Below are 19,770 nucleotides of genomic sequence, written 5' to 3'. Positions count from 1 at the left end.
CCACTCTCCTATCTCCGGATCAGCTTTGGTTCAAAGCCGACCCGCAAAATATCACCCAGCACATTGAAGCTCAGAACGGTCAGCAGGATCATCAGCCCCGGGAACAGTGCCAGATAAGGCGCCTCTGCAATATACCCCTGCGCGCTGTTCAGCATGCTGCCCCAGGTGGCGTTCGGCGGCTGTACCCCGAAACCGAGGAAGCTCAGCGACGATTCCATCATAATGGCCGACGCAATATTATTCGTCGCGCCGACGATAATCACCGGCACCAGTCCCGGAAGGATATGCCGCCAGATCATACCGAAGGAGCTTTGGCCGGAAGCCTTGGCGTACAGCACATATTCGCGTTCCTTGATCGTAAGGGTCTCCGCGCGGACGACACGGGCTACGTTCATCCACATTAATAAGGCAATAATAATAATCAGGTTGCCGATGCTCGGCTTCAGGTAGACGCTGAGCAGCAGCAGGATCAGGAAGGACGGAATGGACATGATGATATCCAGCATCCGCATCAGCAGATTATCCAGCCAGCCGCCGAAGTATCCGCTGATCACACCAACCATCACACCCACGAAGGTAGCCACGATCATGGAAGCAAACCCGACCAGCAGCGAGACACGGCCGCCATATAGCGCTCTGGACAGATAATCGCGTCCATAGTCATCCGTTCCGAACAGATGTCCGGCGCCGGGCTTGGTGAGGCGGGCCATGGCATCCATGGCATTCGGATCATATCCGGACAGGAAGGCAAAGATGGCCCCCAGCGTAAAGATAGCCAATACAGCAAGAGCAGCGACACCCAGACCGTTCGTAAACAGCTCTGATTGTAGATTTTTCCATTTACTGCGATTCATGAGGTCACCCCTTTAATTTAATTCGCGGATCGACAAAGCTGTAGAGAATATCTGCCACCATATTACCGAGGATCAGCATTAAGGAAGAAAATAAGGTGATCCCCATAATGACGGGATAATCCATTCCCTTAACCGCCGTCATCCCCAGCGACCCGATGCCCGGCCAGGAGAATACCGTTTCGGTGACGATGGCCCCGGCCACCAGATCCCCCATCGACATCCCCAGCAGGGTAATGACCGGCAGCAGCACATGCTTCAGGACATGACGGAACAGGATTGTCGATTTCTTCGAGCCAAAAGCGTACTGGATCTGCACATATTCCTCTTTCAGCTGACCAATGGTGCTGGAGCGGATATAACGCACATATCCGGCCAGGAAGCCGAAGGCCAGCACCGAGCAAGGCAAGATCCCGTGCTTCAGTACATCCAGCGGCGATTCCACGCCAATCGTGCGCATCCCCATACTCGGCAGCAGATGCAGCTTAATGGCGAACAGATACATCAGCAGGATCGCCAGCCAGAATAACGGAATGGAGATCCCTACATAGGAAATAAAGTTAATCAGCTTGTCTACCCAGCGGTTGCGGTTCGCACCGGCCACGAGGCCTAGCGGAATCGCCAGAATCACCGCCAGCGCAATGGCGCTGCCCATCAGCCCGGCTGTTGCCGGCAGACGTTCCAGAATCTGTCCCAGCACCGGCTGGTGATTGATCAGGGAATATCCGAAGTTGCCCTGCACCATTTCCTTGATCCAGATGAAATATTGAATATAGGCAGGCTTATCAAGCCCCAGATTATGGCGGATACGCTCAATATCATCGGCATGCATATTGGGCGTAACGAAAGACAGCACCGGATCTCCCGGAGCCAGCTTAATCATTGTAAAACACACTACGGATACAAAAAACAGCATCGGCAGTGTTTGCAGCAACCTTCGGACGATGAGTTGTCTCATACGCAGCTTCTCCCAGCTCTTGACAGGCAAAAAATAAGCTGGAAGAACCCAGCTTATTTTTTTGCCTTGCTTATTTTTTGGGGCAGATTATTTCTGGTAGATCTTGGACAGGTCTTCGAAGATAACGACCGGCTTCAATACAGCTTCATCAATGCCGCCGTAGTTCTTCGATACAGCTACAACTGTTTTAGTATACGCGATCGGGTAGATCGGTGCATCTTCAGCGACAAGCTCCTGCGCTTTCTTGTAGATCTCTGCGCGTTTTGCCGGATCAGCTTCGCCTGCACCGTCATTCATCAGCTTATCAACTTCACTGTTCGAGTAATGCGAGTAGTTGGAAGAGCTGTCTGTTGTGAACAGAATACGGTAAGCATCGGGATCATATCCCATGATATAACCGGTCAATGCCAGTTCGTAGTCGGTAGATTTCAGATCAATGAACTTCTGCACCCAGGCCGAGGAGTCCATGTTCTGCAGTTCCACTTCCACGCCGACAGCCTTCAGCTTCTGCTGCACATACAGCGAGATTGCTTCCTGTGCCTTGTTACCGCTCTGTACAATGTAACGAAGCTTCAGGTTGCTCTCTCCGGCAGACGCCAGAAGTTCCTTAGCCTTAGCGGCATCATTGTCAAAACTAGTTACTTCATTCGTGAAATACAGCGCGTCCGGAGTCAGGAATGACTTCGCCGGGTCAGCATATTCACTGGAAGTGTACGCTGTCTGGATCAGCTCATCGCGGCTGAGGGCCAGGGACAGGGCTTGACGGACTTCTTTTTTGGCGAGGGCGCCGGTATCACTGTTCGCATTGAACATCAGATAAGCCAGACGGCCTTCGCTATAAGGCAGAATTTCGAAATTGTTCGTTGCCTGAATGGTAGCTACATCCTTAGGATCAAGATACTGCACGTTGATCTCGCCGTTCTGCAGGGCAAGGTTCGCAGCATTGGTATCCTTGGCAATCCGGTAAGTTACAGAATCCAGATGCGGTTTGCCGCCGAAGTAGTTATCGAAGCGTTCCAGTGTCAGGTACTCACCGGCTTTGTATTCTTTGAATTTGAAGGGACCGGAACCTACTGGAGAAGCGTTCTTGGTGCTCTTCTCAATGTCGGTTTCATTCTCAAAAATATGCTTTGGAATCGGGAATACCTGTACCAGTGTCGCTTCAAAAGCCGGGCTGACCTGCGGAAGCTGGAAGTCAACAGTCAGATCATCCACTTTAACCGCTTTGATGGCTTGGTCGCCGATCAGGAAGTTGGCTCTCAGGAAGCTGTTCTGCTTCTCGTCGAGAATGCTGTCAATGGTGAACACGATATCATCCGCCGTAAGCTTCTCTCCGTCATGCCAGGTAAGTCCATCCTTAAGCTTCAGTGTGTAAGTAAGATTATCCTCCGAAGGTGTCAGGCTCTCTGCCAGGTAGAAGGTCTTCTCCCCGTTATTCACCTGGAACAGCGGAGCATACAGTGCCTGGTCAATCGTCAGACTGACACGGTCACCCGCATAGTTCGGATTAAGTACAACCGGATCAGAAGCGACCCCTATAATCAAGCTTCCGCCATCCTTCGGTTCGCTGGCAGCAGGCTGCTGCGTTTCCGCCGGTGTCTGGCTTGCACCCGCATTTGTCGATGCCGCGTTATTTCCATTAGAGCATGCACTAATCATTAGTGTTAGTAGAACTAGAATGACAACCCCTGATATCCCTTTACGCATTATCTCTCTCCTCCATGTCTATGAGCAATCTCACTCGTTGTGAAAGTTATTATATATCGGAATAGTCGGGATTACAATGTATTAATTTACCACCTGTGAAAGATTGAACAACCGCCTGCTGTTACAGCTGAGGAATACCGGCATCCCATACGCTGATCTCCTGTATGATATCCCCGCGCCGCAAGGCATCCGCATGCTCCATCCCCTCTATTACTCTGCCGAACACCGTATGCCAGCCGTCAAGATAATCGAACGCATCGTAGCAGATAAAAAACTGGCAGGAGCCCGTGCCCGGCCCGAAATGGGCCATGGATAACGCCCCGCGCACATGTTTATGCGGATTGCCTTGCGTCTCACAGGCGATTTTGTCCGTGCCGCCCCGGCCGGTACCCTCCGGACAGCCTCCCTGGGCGACAAAGCCGCGGACAACGCGCTGAAAAGTCAGACCGTTGTAGAAGCCGCTGTTCGCGAGCTTTTCAAAATTGGCTACGGTTCCGGGGGCCTCCTGGTCAAATAATTCGAGCCGGATCTCTTGTCCTTGCTCCAGTCTTATTAGAGCCAGCTTCATAAGGTCTCCTCCGCCTCTCCGGCTGCAGTGCCTGCGGGAACGCCGATATGAGCCACGGTCTTGGCCGCTTGCTCAGGCGCATAGATCTCCTGTACATCCTCGTCCAGCAGCGGCCGGAGTTCTCCATCCGCAGTATGCAGAAAAACCCCGGCGCGCGGATTCATCGCCAGGAGCAGGTTGATTAATTGCTGTACTTTTAACGGTGACTTGTCCATCCTCTCACTCCTGTCCTGCAGTCTGCAGAATGTCTATACCTGTCTATGCGGTATTGTACAACAGCTCTCAGGTAGACACCAATCCATATATTTCCTCTCAGGTCTCTATTTTTTGAAAAACCGGGATTAGTCCCGTACTTCTCTAAATATATTGAATACATATAATTCATATCATCTATTTGCGAATCCAAGGGGATGTTCTATTAATGTTGATCTTATCCTGGAGTGGCCTGCTATGAATGAGACCCGAACCCGGGTTCTGCTGGGCAGCCCGATCCATCAAAAACCGGCTATTCTCGAGCAGTTTCTGAACTCTCTGCTGCGTCTGAACCTAACCAATATTGAGCTGCATTTCTATCTGATTGATGACAACCCGGACGAAGCTTCGAGTCAGCTGCTGCAGCAGTTCACCCAGAGCGGCAGAACGGTCTTCCTGCAATCCTCAGGGTTTCATGATGCTTATATCCGCGATGATACGACCCATTTCTGGAATTCCAATCTGGTCTGGAAGGTGGCAGGGTTCAAGAACCTGATGATCCGGCGGGCTGAAGCCTTCGGCTATGATTATCTGTTCCTGATCGACTCCGATCTAATCCTTCATCCGGATACGCTGCTGCATCTGATCCATACGGGCAAGGACATTATCTCCGAGGTGTTCTGGACCCAGTGGCAGCCGGGTACTCTGCTGCAGCCGCAGGTCTGGATGCATGACGAATACAACCAGTGGGAGGTGCTCCCGGGAGAGCAGCTCCCGCCTGAAGAGATCAACCGCCGCTTCCACGCCTTCCTGATGAAGATGCAGCAGCCGGGAATCTATGAAGTCGGCGGGCTCGGCGCCTGCACCCTGATCAGCAGCCGGGCCATCGCTTCCGGTGCCAGCTACGACCGGATTCACAACATCTCCTACTGGGGAGAAGACCGCCATTTCTGCATCCGTGCAGCGGCGCTTGGCATTCCGCTGTATGTCGACACCCACTACCCGGCGCTGCATCTCTACAGGGACAGCGACCTGCTCAAGGTGCCGGAGTTCATCCGGCAGACTTCGGGCGCGGAGGCTGGAGCTGGGCTGGAGTCGCCGGAGACGGGGCGATGTGACGGGGAATCGGAGCGGGATGCGCGGTATAGGGCGGAGCTTGAGCGGGAAGGGAAGGGCGAAGCGAACACAAGGCCGGATGGGTGGCACGAGGCGAAGCGGAGCGATGCCGAGTTAAATGAGGCAGAGCTAGGGCCCGAGGCGCGGAATGCGCCGGGGGCGGGACGGGGCGATGCGAAGACTGCGCGGGAATGGCGGAGTGACGCGGAGCTTGAGCGGGATCGACAGCTCGCGGCGGGGGCTCAGGCCGGCGGCGAGGAAACCGCTGCGCGCGAGGTTGCGCCTTCGGACAGCGGCGGCGCGGCGGACGGTTCAGACATGCAGAGCGCTGCCGATGCAGCGCCCGTGGATAAAAGAGCGCTGGATGCGAGCGCGGAGTGGGATGCGCTGTGGACCGAGGCGGAGGCCCGGCGGCGCTTGTCCAAGGAGCCGCTGCCAGAGGGCGGCGGCGAGATCCCGCTGCCGGGCGCCGGACTGGCGGCGGGCGCTGATGCGGCTGCGGCCGGAGACGCTGACGCGGCAGACGGTGCAGTTGCAGCAAGGCGGGGCGCTGAGCATGGAGCGGCGACCGGCTTCTCCGGAGCGGCTGCTGATTCAGCAACTGCCCGGCGGCCCAAGCTGACGCTTACGATGATCGTCAAGAATGAGGGCTCGCGGTTTCTGCGGCAGGTTCTGCAGGAGCACCGCAAATATATCGATGAAGCTGTCGTTATCGACGACGGCAGCACGGATAACACAGCGGATATCTGCCGGGAGGTGCTTCAGGGCATTCCGCTGCATCTGATACGCAACAACGTCTCTAGATTCAGCAATGAATCCGAGCTGCGCCAGCAGCAGTGGGAGGCGGTCCTTCAGACGAATCCGGAGTGGATTCTGAGTCTGGATGCGGATGAGATTTTTGAGGCCGGATTCCCGGAAGAGGTGGATGCCTTGCTGCGTACGGACAATTGCGACTTGTTCTGCTTCCGGCTCTACGATTTCTGGGACGATACTCATTACCGAGAGGATATGTACTGGCGGTCCCATCAGAGCTACCGGCCGTTCCTGCTCCGCTACCGGGAGGACTTCACTTATCTCTGGAACGATCTGCCGCAGCATTGCGGGCGGCTGCCGGAGAATATTTTCGAGCTGTCCCATCAGTTAAGCAATCTGCGGCTGAAGCATCTCGGCTGGTCGAAACCGGAATACCGGCTGGAGAAATATCTGCGCTATATGCTGCTGGACCCGGACGGCCAATACGGCTGGAAGGAACAATACCTGTCTATCCTCGACCAGCATCCCCATCTGATGCCCTGGAGCGAGTAGGCGGCGGGGATAGTAGAGCTTAGAGCTTCTATATAAACCACACTTAGGATTTCGGACAAACAAGTAACCAATAATCGCTTAACCGCTGCTGAGGCAGTGCTCCTGCCTTGCGGCTAATTGGACTTTGAAGTTCATTCTGTATGGGGCGGGTATACAGGTAACAGGTATAAATGTTGTAAATATTACAACCCGGATTCATAAATAACTGTTTATGCGGGAAGATTGTGGTATGAAATACAATAATCCTTTCAGTTAGCCGCTTGCAGAAGATGAAATGCTGCATTTCCTGCAACAATTCTCGATTTCGGCTGATTTATTGAAGAAAATGTTGTATTTTCTGCAGGATTTAAGTCGAACGTCACAAGAAAAGCGTCCAGCCTTAAGGCGGAACGCTTTTTTCTTTGCGGATTGCAGTTGGTGCCTTACGGAGGCATCGGCCGGGTCAGTTTACATTTTACAGCGAGCCAACCGTCTTCGCAGATTCCGGTTTCACTATAGTAACAGTCAGCTCACCCTCGGCTTCGTCAACCGTCATCACTGAGCCTTCCTCTGCTTCTCCGGCGATCAGCGCACGCGCCACCCGGGTCTCCAGGCTGCGCTGGATGAACCGCTTGAGCGGTCTTGCGCCGTACACGGAATCAAAGCCTTCCTCGGCAATGAAGCGGACGGCCTTGTCGCTCAGCGTAAGGCCGATGCCCCGCTCTGCCAGGCGCAGGCGGAGACCGTTCACCAGCTTAACCACGATCTGCTGGGTTTCGACCAACGTCAGCGGTTTGAACATCACGATATCGTCCACCCGGTTAAGAAACTCTGGGCGGAAATGGCCGCTCAGCTCCTTCATCACCCGGTCCTTAACCGCTTCGGTCAGCTCACCGTTGTCATCGGTGCCCTGAATCAGATGCGGCGAGCCGATATTGGAGGTCATAATGATGATGGTGTTCTTGAAATCGACCACCCGGCCCTGCGAGTCGGTCAGCCGCCCGTCATCCAGCAGCTGCAGGAGAATGTTGAACACATCCGGATGGGCCTTCTCCACCTCGTCCAGCAGCACAACAGTGTATGGCTGGCGGCGCACCGCTTCGGTCAGCTGGCCGCCTTCTTCATAGCCGACATATCCCGGGGGAGCACCCACAAGGCGGGAGACACTGTGCTTCTCCATGTACTCCGACATGTCAATACGGATCATGCCGTCCTCGCGGTCAAACAGCGATACGGCCAGCGCTTTGGCCAGCTCGGTCTTACCGACACCGGTCGGCCCCAGGAACAGGAACGAACCAATGGGGCGGTTTGGGTCCTTGATGCCTGCTCTTGCCCGGAGCACAGCATCCGCCACCAGCCGGACGGCCTCATCCTGGCCGACTACCCGTTCATGCAGCGTATCCTCGAGCCGCAGCAGCTTATCCCGCTCGCCTTCCACGAGGCGGCTGACCGGGACGCCGGTCCAGCGCGAGACGATGTCGGCGATCTCCTCTTCCGTCACGGCCTCACGCAGCAGCCGGGTCTCCTGATCCTGCTGCGCGGCTTCCTCTGCGGCCTTCAGCTGCCGCTCCAGATCAGGAATTATGCCGTAGCTCAGCTCGGCGGACTTGTTCAGATCATAGATCTCCTGTGCATCGACCAGATCCTTGCGTGCCTGCTCTAACCGCTTCTTCAGCTCGCGGATGCCCTGGATCGCCGACTTTTCCTTCTCCCAGCGGACGGTCATGCCCAGATGCTTCTCCTTGAGGTCGGCCAGCTCCCGCTGCAGGATTTCCAGACGGCGCGCGCTGGCATCGTCGGTTTCCTTTTTGAGCGCGGCTTCTTCAATCTCCATCTGCATCAGGCGGCGGGTCACCTCATCCATCTCACCGGGCATGGAATCAATCTCCGTGCGGATCATCGCGCAGGCTTCATCCACCAGGTCAATCGCCTTATCCGGCAGGAACCGGTCCGTAATATAGCGGTTCGACAGGACACCGGCCGCGACGAGGGCGCTGTCATGGATCTTGACTCCGTGATGCACCTCGAAGCGTTCCTTGAGACCGCGCAGAATGGAGATGGTATCCTCGACATCCGGCTCGCTGACCAGCACCTGCTGGAAGCGGCGTTCCAGCGCCGGGTCCTTCTCGATATATTTGCGGTACTCATCCAGCGTCGTCGCCCCGATACAATGCAGCTCACCCCGGGCCAGCATCGGCTTCAGCATGTTGCCCGCGTCCATGGCCCCTTCGGTCTTACCGGCACCGACAATCGTATGCAGCTCATCAATGAACAGGATGATCCGGCCGTCACTTTCGCGGATTTCCTTCAGTACGGCCTGCAGCCGCTCCTCGAATTCCCCGCGGTATTTGGCTCCGGCAATCAGTGCGCTCATATCCAGCGAGAAAATCGTCTTGTCCTTCAGCCCCTCCGGCACATCCCGGCGGACAATCCGGTGGGCCAGCCCTTCCACAATCGCTGTTTTCCCTACACCGGGTTCGCCGATCAGTACGGGGTTGTTTTTGGTTTTGCGGGAGAGGATACGGATGACCCGGCGGATCTCCGCATCCCGTCCGATCACGGGATCAACCTTGCCCGCCCGCACCTCGGCCACCAGATCACGGCCGTATTTCTCCAGCACCTCATAGGTGGCCTCCGGCTCCCGGCTCGTCACCCGCTGGTGTCCGCGGATCTCGGCCAGCACCCCAAGCAGCTTCTCCCGGGTAACGCCCCGGCCCGTGAACAGCCCGCGCAGCTCGCGGTTCCCGCTGCCGGAGTCCGAGACCATCGCCAGCACAGCATGCTCTACGGCCACGAATTCGTCCTGCATCTTGGCCGCTTCCTTCTCGGCCTGCTCCAGCATGGCGATCAGCGCAGGCGAGGCATACCGCCGCATCGTGCCCGCTCCGCTTCCGCTTACGCTGGGCTTCCGCTGAAGCAGCACCTCCGTACCCTGCAGCAGCTCGGCTGCAGGAATATTCATCTTCTGCAGCAGCCGCGGCAGCAGGCCCTCATGCTGCTGAAGCAGTGCCTTCAGCAGATGAAGATTATCAATCTCCTGATGTCCGCTGGCCGCAGCCAGGGACTGGGCCTCTGCGACGGCTTCCTGCAGCTTCTGTGTAAGCTTGTTGAAATCCATAAGATCATCGCCTTTCCGTAAAATTATGCCGCTGCAGCCCCAGCTGCAGCATTCCATATGTCAGTCAGCCGGATAACCGACGTTATATATTCATCATTACCCCGTTGTCGCTCTGCGCCGCTGTGCCCCGCCGGGAGGCTGCCGTTTGGCTCCGGCCTGGAAGCTGCCGGAATCGGCCAGCTGGCGGTACAGCTTCTTCTCCGCTTCCGAGGTATCCGCCGGAATAACGATCTCGATCCGGAACAGGATGTCACCATTCGTTCCATTAGGACGCTTAAGCCCCTTGCCGGAGAGGCGCAGCGTTCGGCCGCCTGCCATACCTGCGGGGATCTTCAATTTCACCTGGCTGCCGTCCGGCAGGGCCACCTTGGCTTCTCCGCCAAGCACAGCCTGCCAGGGGGCAATCTCTACCGTGCCGAGTAAATCCCCGCCGCCGTCCGGTTCATAGATGTCATGGGGCAGGAGATGCAGCGAGACCAGCAGGTCGCCTCCCTGTCCCGCCCCGCTTCCGCCGCCGGGAACCCGGATCACCGTCCCTTCGGACGAGCGTGCCGGAATCTGCACACTCAGGTCTTTGCCTGCAGCCTGAACGCTGATATTTCCGCCTTTGTATGCCTGCTCCAGCGTAATCTCAAGCTGGGCCTGCATCGTACTGAACTCATCCGCCCAAGGGCTTCCCCCTTGGCGGACACCGCCGCTGCCGGAGAAGAAATCGAAGCCGGCGCGGTCCGCTGCCCCCCGGCTGCCGAAGAACATCCCGAACAGATCCTCTTCGGGAATACTGCTGCCGGAAGCAGCGCCGCTGCTCCAGCCCGCGCCAAAAGGCGATTCCCAGGACGCGGAGGAGGCTGCCCCGCTGCTCCGCGGACCCCTTGCCCCAGCGTAGCCGGCCCCGTAGCGCAGCTCCTCATCATAGATTTTCCGCTTCTCTTCATCACCCAGCACTTCGTACGCTTCGGCTGCTTCCTTGAATCTGGCTTCTGCCTCCGGGGCTTTGTTGACATCGGGATGCCACTTCTTAGCCAGCTTCTGATAAGCTTTTTTGATCTCCTGCTTCGAGGCCTGCCTGCCGACGCCCAGAGTCTCGTAATAATTTGCCGCCACTGGTACCTCCTCCTTTCGTATATTGGGAACCTTATTCTATAGGTTATAGCATTCCGCCCTGTAACAAGCCTATTCCCGGTGCCGATGATTATTCACCAAGTCCGTTTCTCCGGGAAAAGACGCATCATAGCCGGTATCCCCACTACAATGCGCCCTGTATGATCATGCTATATGAAAAGCCCGGCGAAACCACTCTGCCGCAGGGGACCGGATAGGCCGGCGGCAAAAGCCGCTTAGCCCGGGAACCCCGCTGAACCCGGCTGCTTCAGCCAGACTTGGAAGTCCTGCTTCCTTCGCCTTCCTACACCCTTCCCCGGCGCTCCGGCTCTCCGCTTCCCCCGGAGACCGTTCACCCCGGAAGCGGCACCTGCCGCTTACTGAAGCTGCGCGTCTGAATAATGCCCGCCATCTTGAATTTCAATCCGTTTGCCCTGCGACTTCTGCCGTTTCGGCACCTCCAGGCTCAGGACCCCGTCTTTCAGTGAAGCGCGGATACCTTCCTCCGCAATATCCTGAACGTAGAAGCGGCGCACATACTCACCATACCGCCGTTCCCGGCGCACAGTCTGATGTTCCTTGTTCTCCTCGCTGTTCTCTTCTTTGCGTACTGCCTTGATCGTCAAGTAAGGGCTGGTATAATCGATGTCGATTTCTTCTTTTTTGAAGCCCGGAAGCTCGGCCTCAATCAGATACGCCCCTTCACTCTCGCGGATGTCTGTCCGGAAGGACAGCGTGGAGCTTGTCAGCGGTGCAAAGAAATCATCATTAAACACTTCGTTAAGCGACTTAGCCAGCACACCAAAAGCATCATCTCTGCGTTTACCAAAAGGAACCAAATCAAACATTATCCATTCTCCTCTCATTTGACTTTGAATTTGTTGTTAGTTTGACTTTGACTTTATTTGACCTATGGCTTTATTATAGTCGCCGGCTACACGGATGACAAAACTCATATAAGCCGAAAATCCGGTAAAATCCGGCGTTTCGGCTCGTTTTTTAGTATAAATTTTAACATTATTAATAATTTGACCTTATTTGACCTTGATACTTTATTTCACATGATTACTATCCACACCCTCACCGCCACAGTAAAAATAAAGAACTAGCGCCTAAAATATAACAAGTAAATTAAAGGAACTAGTGGGAATTGTCGATATAAACGTCATAGTAAAAATCCCGCAGCCAATGCGGATATGATGAGGTGATGAAGTGGCAAAAGCAGGACTGGGCATTATCTTCTTCGTCATAGGTTTTATTCTACATAGAACTTATGCAGCAGATCCTAACGTTATTATTTCTATTGTGATTGGAGGGCTTGGAGGAATTATCGGGTGGGCGACCGGCGGATTAATTAGGCCATTGCGCGTCAAGAAAGCTAGACCAGCTGATGATGAGGCCGCCGCTGCTTCCGAAGGGGTCCTGGAATCCTCAGACCAGCCCGCAGATGAATCAGAGCCTTCCGGCTCCGGAGGCTGGTTAGGACTTTTCGCAATAGGTATTGTTCTCTCACTCTTCGCGGGTGTGCGAATGCTTTATGGTAATTTCTCATTATTCGGCTCTGAAGGCCTTAAGCTTCTTACCGACCCTGACAGTAGCTACTACGTCGCTTCAATGCTTCCTAGTCTTGTGATAGAAACGGTATTAGTTTGTATTCAGGTCGTAATGATCCTGTTCATTCTGTACCTGGGTCTCAAACATAAAAAATTATTCAAATACATATCTATATCTTTCATTGTATATAACATCTTACTTAATACCATAGATACCTTCATGTTCAGCCATGTACAGACTACTCTTTCCGGTATCATACCGGATGATACCTCTTATACGGATATCTTCCGGTCCTTCATTTATGCTGTGATCTGGATCCCCTATTTCCTGCGGTCAAAGAGAGTCAAGAATACGTTTATTTATTAACATTTTTGTACATAGTCTCTTCAATTCTTCCGGACCTGCGTTATTGTTGAATCAGCTTTCGCAGGTCCGCTTTTCCCTCCCTATTTCACATACCGCTCACGGTATTCGCTATCCAGCATGCCCATCATAATCACATCATGGTACTCATGGTTATAATAGAGCGTCTGGCGCCGTACACCCTCACGGACAAAACCGGTTGATTCATACACATGCGCAGCGCGGGCATTATAGCTATAGACCTCCAGCTCAATCCGGTGCAGATTCAGAATGCCGAAGCCGTAGTCCAGCATCAGCAGCAGTGCTTCCCGTCCATACCCTTGTCCCTGATGCCGCTCCTCACCGATGGCGATCCGCAGATTTGCACTGCGGTTGTCAGGGTCTATATCCTGAATGGCGATATCGCCGATCACCTCATCAGTCTCCCTAAGGGCGATAAGCAGCAGCACCGTACTGTCGTCCCCTGATTTGCGCGCGATATAATTCTCTATCTGCTCTTTGGTGATATGCTTTTTCGTACCTGTAAGTCTGCGGACTTCCGTGCCGTAGAACATATGGTAATACAATTCGGCGTCTTCCCCGTTAAGCGGGCGCAGATATACCTTTTTGCCTGTTACAAGCGCTGAATGTCTGGTCATTCCCGTCATCTCCCGACTGTTGTTATAGCTCTTATGGTAATGCAGATCTGCATACTATAAAATATACAAAAACGTCTAATTTCAAAGGACAGATTCGAAGGTGTATGATGCTGCTTGTCCCTACTCTGAATGAGCACAGCGAAATTCCTTACTATATACAGCTCTATGATTATTTTGCAAAAGAGATTATCGGCGGCGCTCTCCCCAGTGGTACACGCCTGCCTTCCATCCGCCGCCTGGCGGCATCATGCGGTATCAGCGCCACTCCTGTCGAGCTTGCCTACCAGCAGCTGCTTGCCGAGGGCTTCATCGCCAGCAAACCGCGCAGCGGTTACACTATCCTGCCAGTCCATAGGAATGGCAGCCCTGCAGAAGCCGAAGAGCGGCCACGTCCGGCTGTCCGTCCCATTACTCCGCGCGATTCGCGGCAATACGCATATGATTTCCACATGTCACGGAATGATTTCTCTTTATTTCCGCATAAAATATGGCGCAGCCTCTACCAGGAACAGCTCGCGAATCCGCACCTGCTCCAGTATGGTGATCCGCAGGGGGAGCCGGCGCTCCGCGGGAGCATTGCCGCCCATTTGCGGCAGTTCCGTGGGCTGCGCTGTACAGAGAAGCAAATTGTGGTCGGCGGCGACCAGTATACGCTGTGCTCTTTGTTATGCCTAATGCTTAAAGAACGGGTGACGCGGCTCGGAATAGAAGACCCGGGGTATCACCTGCTGCCCGCGGCATTCAAACGCGGTGGTTATGAGATTATGCCCATTCCGCTGGAGGAAGACGGGCTGGTGATAGAGAAGCTGTACCGAAGCGGGGCTGACGCCGTATACATCTCCCCTTCCCATCAGTTTCCCAGAGGGATGGCGATGCCGGTAGCCAAACGCTTCGCCTTGCTGGATTGGGCCCGGTCAGCGGGCGGCTATATCATTGAAGATGATTATGACGGGGAGTTCCGCTATCATGGACGGCCCATTCCTGCGCTTCAGGGACTTGTAGCGGACAGTCCGGTAATCTATATGTGCAGCTTCGCGCAATCGGTAACTCCTGCCCTGTGCATTCACTATATGGTTCTGCCGGAGGAGCTGCTGCCGCTCTATCACAGCCTGAGAAGCGAGCTGTATCTGGAGCACTCGGCTTCGCGGCTGCATCAGATTGCGCTGCATTATTTTATGGAAAGAGGGCACTTCGAGAAACATCTGCGCAGGATGCGGCTGCTCTATCAGCGCAAGCATGACCTGCTTCTGCGCTCGGTCCAGCGCTATTTCGGCGATGCAGCAGCCGTCAGCGGACGGGATGCCGGATTTCATTTTCTCCTGACCCTGAAACCGCCCGCAGCGGGCAGTGCACGGGAGCTTGCTGCAGCAGCGGAAGCCGAAGGTATCCGTGTTACGCCTATGTCGTATACGTGGTGTGATAAGCCGGACTGCGATGAACCGGAATTCATTCTGGGCTTCGGCGGGATTGCCGAGGATCTGATTGATGAGGGAATCTGCAGGCTGGCGGAAGTGTGGCTGGGATAGCATTTTAACGATGCATAATTACCTATGATGAGGTGGAATTACAATGACACTGGCACATTTCCTAGGAGCGGATTGGCCGCTGCCGACCGGATATTTCGGCTATCATTATTCGTACCAAAAGTACTCAGAAATTCACCTGACGGATGACAAGAACGCACTTCATAATATTATAGACTTATCTCATCTGAATGACACCAAGGTACAGGTGTATGAAACCGAACTGGATGCTGTAGGGCTAGAGATTGGAGAGTTCCTCTACCCGCCCTTCAGAGAGAACAAGATCATCACTAAGCCCTATGTCTACGGCTTCAATGGCGAGGCTTGCAATATCACTGAGGAAATCCGCGCGGGTTATCCTGAACTCTACCAACAAAACTTAAAGTGCCTAAACCTGCTGCTCTCCCTCATGGACGAACATCTGTCTGAAGGAGAAAGTATAGAGATATACTCCTGCTGGGATAGTGAGACGTGGATGGAACGCAATGCATTGCTTGACCGGGCTCTTCATCTGCCATCCTTCGATCCGCTGACAGAGTCTATAGAATTTGTAGATAAACAGCTTATAACTATTACCAAATAAAGTGTAGACTCTATCTATCTTGTCCGCCCGGGGTCCATCCGGATACATAAATACTTAATCATCAGCCTGTCCCTCTACTTATATTGCGCCAGCATTCCCGCCAGCGTCCGCTTCACCTCCGCCACCAGCTCCGGCGGCTCCTGTACTGTGGCCTCATTGCAGAGGCCGATTACGAAACGCGCGAAGAAGCCCAGATCGCTCTGCGGGATATCCCCTTCCAGCCAGCCCGTGCCATCCCCGCGGATATGCAGCAGGGGTGAGGACCATACCTCGGCTTCGCAGGCTTGTACGCCTCCATTCCCCAGTTCAACGAACAGCCGGACAATGCTTTTATCACCCTGCTGAGTTTGACTGCTGTAATCATCCTTATTTCCCAAATGGACATACTTCAGATCAAGCGCTTCCGGCCCCGATTCGCCGTATCCGGCAAACTGAATCCGGTCGCAGCGGAATACACGGATATCGCCGCGCAGGAAGCAATAGGCCGGGCAATACCACAAGCCATTATGGGCGTAGATGCCCACTGGCTGAATCCATCTCTCCTTACGCTGCCCCTTCGTTTCATAATCGATCAGCAGCACCTTTTGACCGGTGGCCGCTTCCAGCAACAGAGACAGATAGGGGAACTCCGCCTGTCTCGCCGGGGTGAGGAAATCAATCCGGTTCTTCATCTCGTCAATCCGGTCACGGACATCGCCGGACATATAGTTATAGAATTTATGCAGGGCAGCTAATGATTCCTCCTTGAAGGGGAGATACTTGTAGTGGCGCAGGGCATGGCTGGCGAAAAAAATCGCCACCGCCTCCTCCTCCGTGAACGCGATCGGCGGCAGAATTCTTTCGTTCAGCACCTGATAGCCTCCATGCGGCCCCACTTCGGAATAGAGCGGAACGCCTAACTCCCCCAGCTCCTGCAAATCCCTGAGGATGGTCCGGGAGGATACATTGAATTCGTCGGCCAGCTCTTTGACGGTGAATTTCCGCTTGCGGTTGACGGTCATCATCAGGTCCAGCAGCCTTTTGGATTTAGACATCAGCTTCACTCCATTTATTATTATATTCATGACAATACCTGTCACTATTATAGACTACACTATAATCAAAGCCGGTTAGTACAGGCAAATCAAATTCTAAGGAGCGATTTAGACATGACCCTGCAAGTAAATCCTTTTATTCTGGTGGACGGTACAGCAAGTGAGGCGATTGCCTTTTATCAGGAGGCGCTGGGTGCAACGCTGCTCTTCAAGCAAACTGTGGGCGAAGGCCCGCAGAACCCTGACTCCCCGATGACCGAACTGGAAAAAGCGCGTATAGCCCATTCCGTCCTGCTGGTGGGTGAAACCAAGTTTTTCGTCGCAGATCAGGAAATTGGCCAGCCGCTGAGCCATGGCAATGGCATCACCATCTGTATCACAGCGGATACTGCGGAGGAAGCGCAGCAGCTGTATGACTCGCTCAAGGCAGGCGGAACGGTTGATATTGAGCTGGCTCCGGCTTATTTCAGCCCCGCCTTTGGCATGGTTACCGATAAGTACGGTGTATGCTTCCAGATCTTCACGAAGCGGGCGCATTAAAGCTCAAGCGGGCTGGGGTGAACCCCTCAGGCGCAGGATACAAAAAGCACTGTCTCCCGGAATCTCCGGTGAGACAGTGCTTTTGGCCGTCACGGCTCCGCACCAGCCGCGCGCTAATATAATGCCCGCCACAGATAAAATGTGGCGTATGCCTCCCAGCCCTGCCAGGGCTGGGCCAGGACGAGCAGCTCCGCCGGCGTCGGCTTGCGGTCCATACCGGTGAGGAACTTGATCACGTTCTGCAGGCCGACATCGCCGACGGGATATGAGGAGCTATCCCGCAAGCAGCGCATGCGTACATACTGGGAGGTCCACGGCCCGATCCCGCGGATCTGCAGCAGCCGCTGCTCGGCGGCGGCCGGAGACGGAAGCGCCAGCAGCTCTTCACGGCTCAGCTCTCCGCTTGCAATCAGCGAGGCTACTGTGAGGATTGTCTGTGCTTTGCTGCGGGTCAGCTGCAGGGCGCATAGTTCTTCGATCTGCACCTCCGAGAAGACCTCCGGTCCGGGGAACCGGTAGTAGGTCCGGCCTCCCCACTCCAGAGATTCTCCATACACTTCGGTCAGGCGCTGCTTCAGCCTGTAGGCAAAAGCCAGGTTCACCTGCTGGCCCAGAATCGCCCAGCATAACGCCTCGAACAGATCCGGGATGCCGATAATCCGCAGCCCCCGGTGCTGAATTGCCAGCGGCCGGAGCAGCGGGTCCGCTTCTGCAACCCGGTAGAACGGGGTAAGATCGCGGTCCAGATCGAACCACTCTACAATATAACGGGCCAGCCATTCCTGCTCCAGGACGCCGGGGACAGCGCCGTGCAGCCGGGTTACGCTCAGCCTGTTCCCTTCAGGCACACTTAACCGGATTAGGACCGGGCCATCCTCCAGCTTGAACATCCGGGTCACTCCCGAGTCATCCGTCTGGAACAGGCATTCCAGCGGCGAACGGTTCATGTACTCCAGACAGGCGTCCAGGTTGAAATCCTCCGGCAGCGGCAGCTCAAAAAGCAAATCGTTCATGGCCCGCCGCCTTCACATTTAGAATCCCCTCCAGCTGAAGCAGCTCCTGCTTGAGCTGCAATCCGCCCCGGTAACCGGTTAAGGTGCCGTTCGCACCGATCACCCGGTGGCAGGGCACAATGACCGGCAGCGGATTCTGTCCGTTAGCCGTACCGACAGCACGGACTGCCAGCGGTCTGCCAATCCGTGCAGCCAACTCCTTGTAGGTTGCAACCTCACCATGCGGGATCGTAAGCAGCCCCCGCCATACCTCCTGCTGAAACGGAGTGCCCCATAAATCAAGCGCAAGACTATTGAAATCGACCGTTTCTCCATCAAAATAACGGCGCAGCAGTTCTATAACCCCAAGCTGCTCAAACCGCCCGGCACCCTCCAGGAATTCATAGTCCGGAGCATACATCTTCAGCCAGGCGGCCGGCAGCTGCCCTCCATCCTGCGGATAGGACACGCGGATAAGTCCCTTGCTGCTGGCCCATAGGGTCCACTCCCGATTCCCGAGATTCAGGGTATGGTGATATATCGTGTGCCGGTTCGGACTCTGGTTCATATTCATACTCATCCTAATTTCCTCCCTCATTATGCTTACTGCGATATTCCGTAGGGGACAGACCGGATTTCTTGACGAACCAGGCTGCGAAGTGGGACGCGCTGCGGAATCCAACTGCCTTGCCTACATCGGCAATGCCTGTATCCGTCTCCGCCAGCAGCCTGCGGGCTTCGCCCGTGCGCAGTTCATCCAGTCTGGCAGCAGGCGACTGGCCGGTTACCCGCTTGTAGGTCCGCTGCAGATGGAACGGGCTGACCTTCAGCTGCTCCGCCATCGACTGCAGTGTCAGCTTGCTCCCGAACTGCCCGTCCATAATGGCATCCGCCTGCGACGCCAGCACGGCATCCGGCCGGAGGGTGCCGCCTTCTTCGGGGCGGCATCTTTTGCAGGGCCGGAATCCCTCGCGGACAGCCTCCTGCAGGGAGCCGTAGAATACCACATTGGCTGCCTTCGGCGTTCTTGCCCGGCAGGAAGGCCTGCAGACAATACGTGTCGTCAGCACTGCCGTATAGTAAACACCGTCATAGGTCGGCTCACGCCGCACCACCGAATCGTAAATACGCTCAAATAATTGCGGCTCCATCCTGAATCACCTCTTACCGCCAGTATAAACGATTCGTTTTGGCTTATGCAGCATATTGGAATAGGAGAGCAAGATTACGACAGCGTGCAGGGGCAGCTGCAGATGCAGATGTGCCTGTAGATGCACGTTTGCTGGCCTGCTGAAGTTACAGTGTTAAACACTTCGATTAGATAGTGATTAGCGTATCTCTCCCTGCGGACTGAGATTCCGCTAATTCTCACAATCCGGGCTTTTTCCGCGCCACGCGGACTGTAAAGACCTTATTCCCTGCTGTAAGGGTAATTTGAGGGGGAATACGGAAAATAAAGGATCTGTAGTCCGCGACAGCTGCCAGACTGATGATTTCAGTAAAATAACGGAACTGTAGTCCGCAAGCGGAGAACTACCCGGGCTTTTGTTCGCGGCGTGTCCAATCTGCAGCCCTCAATGTACAATTCGGTTGAAATACCCCTTATTCTATGCAATAATCACTGGCGGTAAATAGAATTAAATTCCAT

General features: G+C 54.8%; 18 protein-coding genes. 5 read left to right on the top strand and 13 right to left on the bottom strand.

Going from position 1 to position 19,770, the window contains the following annotated elements:
- Positions 1 to 8: 8 nt before the first annotated feature.
- The 5 genes from P40081_RS01735 to P40081_RS01715 form a co-directional block, all read right to left on the bottom strand.
- Positions 9 to 854 carry an ABC transporter permease gene (locus P40081_RS01735; protein WP_039300005.1) on the bottom strand — a complete coding sequence of 282 codons (846 nt, stop codon included), beginning with the start codon at positions 852 to 854 and terminating at the stop codon, positions 9 to 11.
- A 4-nt stretch (positions 855 to 858) separates the two neighbouring features.
- Complete coding sequence (locus tag P40081_RS01730; protein WP_039300002.1) at positions 859 to 1,809, bottom strand: ABC transporter permease; 951 nt, start codon at positions 1,807 to 1,809, stop codon at positions 859 to 861.
- A gap of 87 nt (positions 1,810 to 1,896) precedes the next feature.
- Positions 1,897 to 3,516, bottom strand: a complete 1,620-nt coding sequence (locus P40081_RS01725) for an ABC transporter substrate-binding protein (RefSeq protein ID WP_042132884.1) — start codon at positions 3,514 to 3,516, stop codon at positions 1,897 to 1,899.
- Positions 3,517 to 3,637: 121 nt separating this feature from the next.
- Positions 3,638 to 4,084 (bottom strand): peptidylprolyl isomerase, encoded by a 447-nt coding sequence (locus tag P40081_RS01720; protein ID WP_042132882.1) that lies wholly within the window; start codon positions 4,082 to 4,084, stop codon positions 3,638 to 3,640.
- Positions 4,081 to 4,299: a hypothetical protein gene (locus P40081_RS01715; RefSeq protein WP_042132881.1), complete on the bottom strand. Its 219-nt coding sequence runs from the start codon at positions 4,297 to 4,299 to the stop codon at positions 4,081 to 4,083. The genes P40081_RS01720 and P40081_RS01715 overlap by 4 nt, the downstream gene beginning before the upstream one ends.
- Before the next feature lie 235 nt (positions 4,300 to 4,534).
- Between P40081_RS01715 and P40081_RS39160 the strand changes: the two genes are divergently transcribed.
- Positions 4,535 to 6,697, top strand: a complete 2,163-nt coding sequence (locus P40081_RS39160; RefSeq protein ID WP_063779773.1) for a glycosyltransferase family 2 protein — start codon at positions 4,535 to 4,537, stop codon at positions 6,695 to 6,697.
- A gap of 454 nt (positions 6,698 to 7,151) precedes the next feature.
- Here the strand turns inward: P40081_RS39160 and clpB are convergent, their stop codons facing one another.
- The 3 genes from clpB to P40081_RS01685 all read right to left on the bottom strand — a co-directional run bounded on the left by clpB (position 7,152) and on the right by P40081_RS01685 (position 11,743).
- The gene (clpB, locus tag P40081_RS01695; RefSeq protein ID WP_042132879.1) at positions 7,152 to 9,794 is read right to left on the bottom strand and encodes an ATP-dependent chaperone ClpB; all 2,643 of its coding nucleotides are present in this window, start codon (positions 9,792 to 9,794) and stop codon (positions 7,152 to 7,154) included.
- A gap of 96 nt (positions 9,795 to 9,890) precedes the next feature.
- Positions 9,891 to 10,898: a DnaJ C-terminal domain-containing protein gene (locus tag P40081_RS01690; RefSeq protein ID WP_052421629.1), complete on the bottom strand. Its 1,008-nt coding sequence runs from the start codon at positions 10,896 to 10,898 to the stop codon at positions 9,891 to 9,893.
- A gap of 374 nt (positions 10,899 to 11,272) precedes the next feature.
- Positions 11,273 to 11,743, bottom strand: a complete 471-nt coding sequence (locus P40081_RS01685) for an Hsp20/alpha crystallin family protein (protein ID WP_042132877.1) — start codon at positions 11,741 to 11,743, stop codon at positions 11,273 to 11,275.
- 364 nt (positions 11,744 to 12,107) lie between these two features.
- On the opposite strand from P40081_RS01685, the gene P40081_RS01680 reads away from it, so the two are divergent.
- Entirely contained in the window at positions 12,108 to 12,815 is a 708-nt protein-coding gene (locus P40081_RS01680; protein WP_042132875.1) for a DUF2569 domain-containing protein, read from the top strand.
- Positions 12,816 to 12,895: 80 nt separating this feature from the next.
- Here P40081_RS01680 and P40081_RS01675 read toward each other — a convergent pair whose 3' ends face one another.
- The gene (locus P40081_RS01675; RefSeq protein WP_042132874.1) at positions 12,896 to 13,450 is read right to left on the bottom strand and encodes a GNAT family N-acetyltransferase; all 555 of its coding nucleotides are present in this window, start codon (positions 13,448 to 13,450) and stop codon (positions 12,896 to 12,898) included.
- Between the two features lie 104 nt (positions 13,451 to 13,554).
- On the opposite strand from P40081_RS01675, the gene pdxR reads away from it, so the two are divergent.
- Positions 13,555 to 14,976, top strand: a complete 1,422-nt coding sequence (pdxR, locus tag P40081_RS01670) for a MocR-like pyridoxine biosynthesis transcription factor PdxR (protein ID WP_331281697.1) — start codon at positions 13,555 to 13,557, stop codon at positions 14,974 to 14,976.
- A 43-nt stretch (positions 14,977 to 15,019) separates the two neighbouring features.
- Positions 15,020 to 15,556 (top strand): hypothetical protein, encoded by a 537-nt coding sequence (locus P40081_RS01665; RefSeq protein WP_042132872.1) that lies wholly within the window; start codon positions 15,020 to 15,022, stop codon positions 15,554 to 15,556.
- A gap of 74 nt (positions 15,557 to 15,630) precedes the next feature.
- Here the strand turns inward: P40081_RS01665 and P40081_RS01660 are convergent, their stop codons facing one another.
- Positions 15,631 to 16,590, bottom strand: a complete 960-nt coding sequence (locus P40081_RS01660) for a helix-turn-helix transcriptional regulator (RefSeq protein ID WP_042132870.1) — start codon at positions 16,588 to 16,590, stop codon at positions 15,631 to 15,633.
- Between the two features lie 114 nt (positions 16,591 to 16,704).
- On the opposite strand from P40081_RS01660, the gene P40081_RS01655 reads away from it, so the two are divergent.
- The gene (locus tag P40081_RS01655; RefSeq protein WP_042132868.1) at positions 16,705 to 17,130 is read left to right on the top strand and encodes a VOC family protein; all 426 of its coding nucleotides are present in this window, start codon (positions 16,705 to 16,707) and stop codon (positions 17,128 to 17,130) included.
- A gap of 113 nt (positions 17,131 to 17,243) precedes the next feature.
- On the opposite strand, the gene P40081_RS01650 is transcribed toward P40081_RS01655, so the two are convergent.
- The 3 genes from P40081_RS01650 to P40081_RS01640 are packed head-to-tail and all read right to left on the bottom strand — an operon-like array spanning position 17,244 to position 19,273.
- Complete coding sequence (locus P40081_RS01650; protein ID WP_042132866.1) at positions 17,244 to 18,143, bottom strand: DNA-3-methyladenine glycosylase family protein; 900 nt, start codon at positions 18,141 to 18,143, stop codon at positions 17,244 to 17,246.
- A complete protein-coding gene (locus P40081_RS01645) occupies positions 18,124 to 18,702 on the bottom strand; it encodes a methylated-DNA--[protein]-cysteine S-methyltransferase (protein WP_231575266.1) in 579 nt (192 codons plus the stop codon). The genes P40081_RS01650 and P40081_RS01645 overlap by 20 nt, the downstream gene beginning before the upstream one ends.
- Before the next feature lies 1 nt (position 18,703).
- Positions 18,704 to 19,273, bottom strand: coding sequence for a bifunctional transcriptional activator/DNA repair enzyme AdaA (locus P40081_RS01640; RefSeq protein WP_042132865.1), 570 nt, complete (start codon positions 19,271 to 19,273; stop codon positions 18,704 to 18,706).
- Positions 19,274 to 19,770 lie beyond the last annotated feature (497 nt).

This window comes from Paenibacillus sp. FSL P4-0081, assembly GCF_000758565.1.
Classification (GTDB): domain Bacteria; phylum Bacillota; class Bacilli; order Paenibacillales; family Paenibacillaceae; genus Paenibacillus_AQ; species Paenibacillus_AQ phytohabitans.
The sequence above is the reverse complement of the archived record's forward strand: the minus strand, read 5'-3'. Positions and strand labels throughout refer to the sequence as shown.

Excerpts from the sequence above, each read along its gene's own strand:
- P40081_RS01735 (WP_039300005.1), bottom strand. The coding sequence starts at position 854 with ATGAATCGCAGTAAATGGAAAAATCTACAATCAGAGCTGTTTACGAAC.
- P40081_RS01730 (WP_039300002.1), bottom strand. The coding sequence starts at position 1,809 with ATGAGACAACTCATCGTCCGAAGGTTGCTGCAAACACTGCCGATGCTG.
- P40081_RS01725 (WP_042132884.1), bottom strand. The coding sequence starts at position 3,516 with ATGCGTAAAGGGATATCAGGGGTTGTCATTCTAGTTCTACTAACACTA.
- P40081_RS01720 (WP_042132882.1), bottom strand. The coding sequence starts at position 4,084 with ATGAAGCTGGCTCTAATAAGACTGGAGCAAGGACAAGAGATCCGGCTC.
- P40081_RS01715 (WP_042132881.1), bottom strand. The coding sequence starts at position 4,299 with ATGGACAAGTCACCGTTAAAAGTACAGCAATTAATCAACCTGCTCCTG.
- P40081_RS39160 (WP_063779773.1), top strand. The coding sequence starts at position 4,535 with ATGAATGAGACCCGAACCCGGGTTCTGCTGGGCAGCCCGATCCATCAA.
- clpB (WP_042132879.1), bottom strand. The coding sequence starts at position 9,794 with ATGGATTTCAACAAGCTTACACAGAAGCTGCAGGAAGCCGTCGCAGAG.
- P40081_RS01685 (WP_042132877.1), bottom strand. The coding sequence starts at position 11,743 with ATGTTTGATTTGGTTCCTTTTGGTAAACGCAGAGATGATGCTTTTGGT.
- P40081_RS01675 (WP_042132874.1), bottom strand. The coding sequence starts at position 13,450 with ATGACCAGACATTCAGCGCTTGTAACAGGCAAAAAGGTATATCTGCGC.
- pdxR (WP_331281697.1), top strand. The coding sequence starts at position 13,555 with ATGATGCTGCTTGTCCCTACTCTGAATGAGCACAGCGAAATTCCTTAC.
- P40081_RS01665 (WP_042132872.1), top strand. The coding sequence starts at position 15,020 with ATGACACTGGCACATTTCCTAGGAGCGGATTGGCCGCTGCCGACCGGA.
- P40081_RS01660 (WP_042132870.1), bottom strand. The coding sequence starts at position 16,590 with ATGTCTAAATCCAAAAGGCTGCTGGACCTGATGATGACCGTCAACCGC.
- P40081_RS01655 (WP_042132868.1), top strand. The coding sequence starts at position 16,705 with ATGACCCTGCAAGTAAATCCTTTTATTCTGGTGGACGGTACAGCAAGT.
- P40081_RS01650 (WP_042132866.1), bottom strand. The coding sequence starts at position 18,143 with ATGAACGATTTGCTTTTTGAGCTGCCGCTGCCGGAGGATTTCAACCTG.
- P40081_RS01645 (WP_231575266.1), bottom strand. The coding sequence starts at position 18,702 with ATGAGTATGAATATGAACCAGAGTCCGAACCGGCACACGATATATCAC.
- P40081_RS01640 (WP_042132865.1), bottom strand. The coding sequence starts at position 19,273 with ATGGAGCCGCAATTATTTGAGCGTATTTACGATTCGGTGGTGCGGCGT.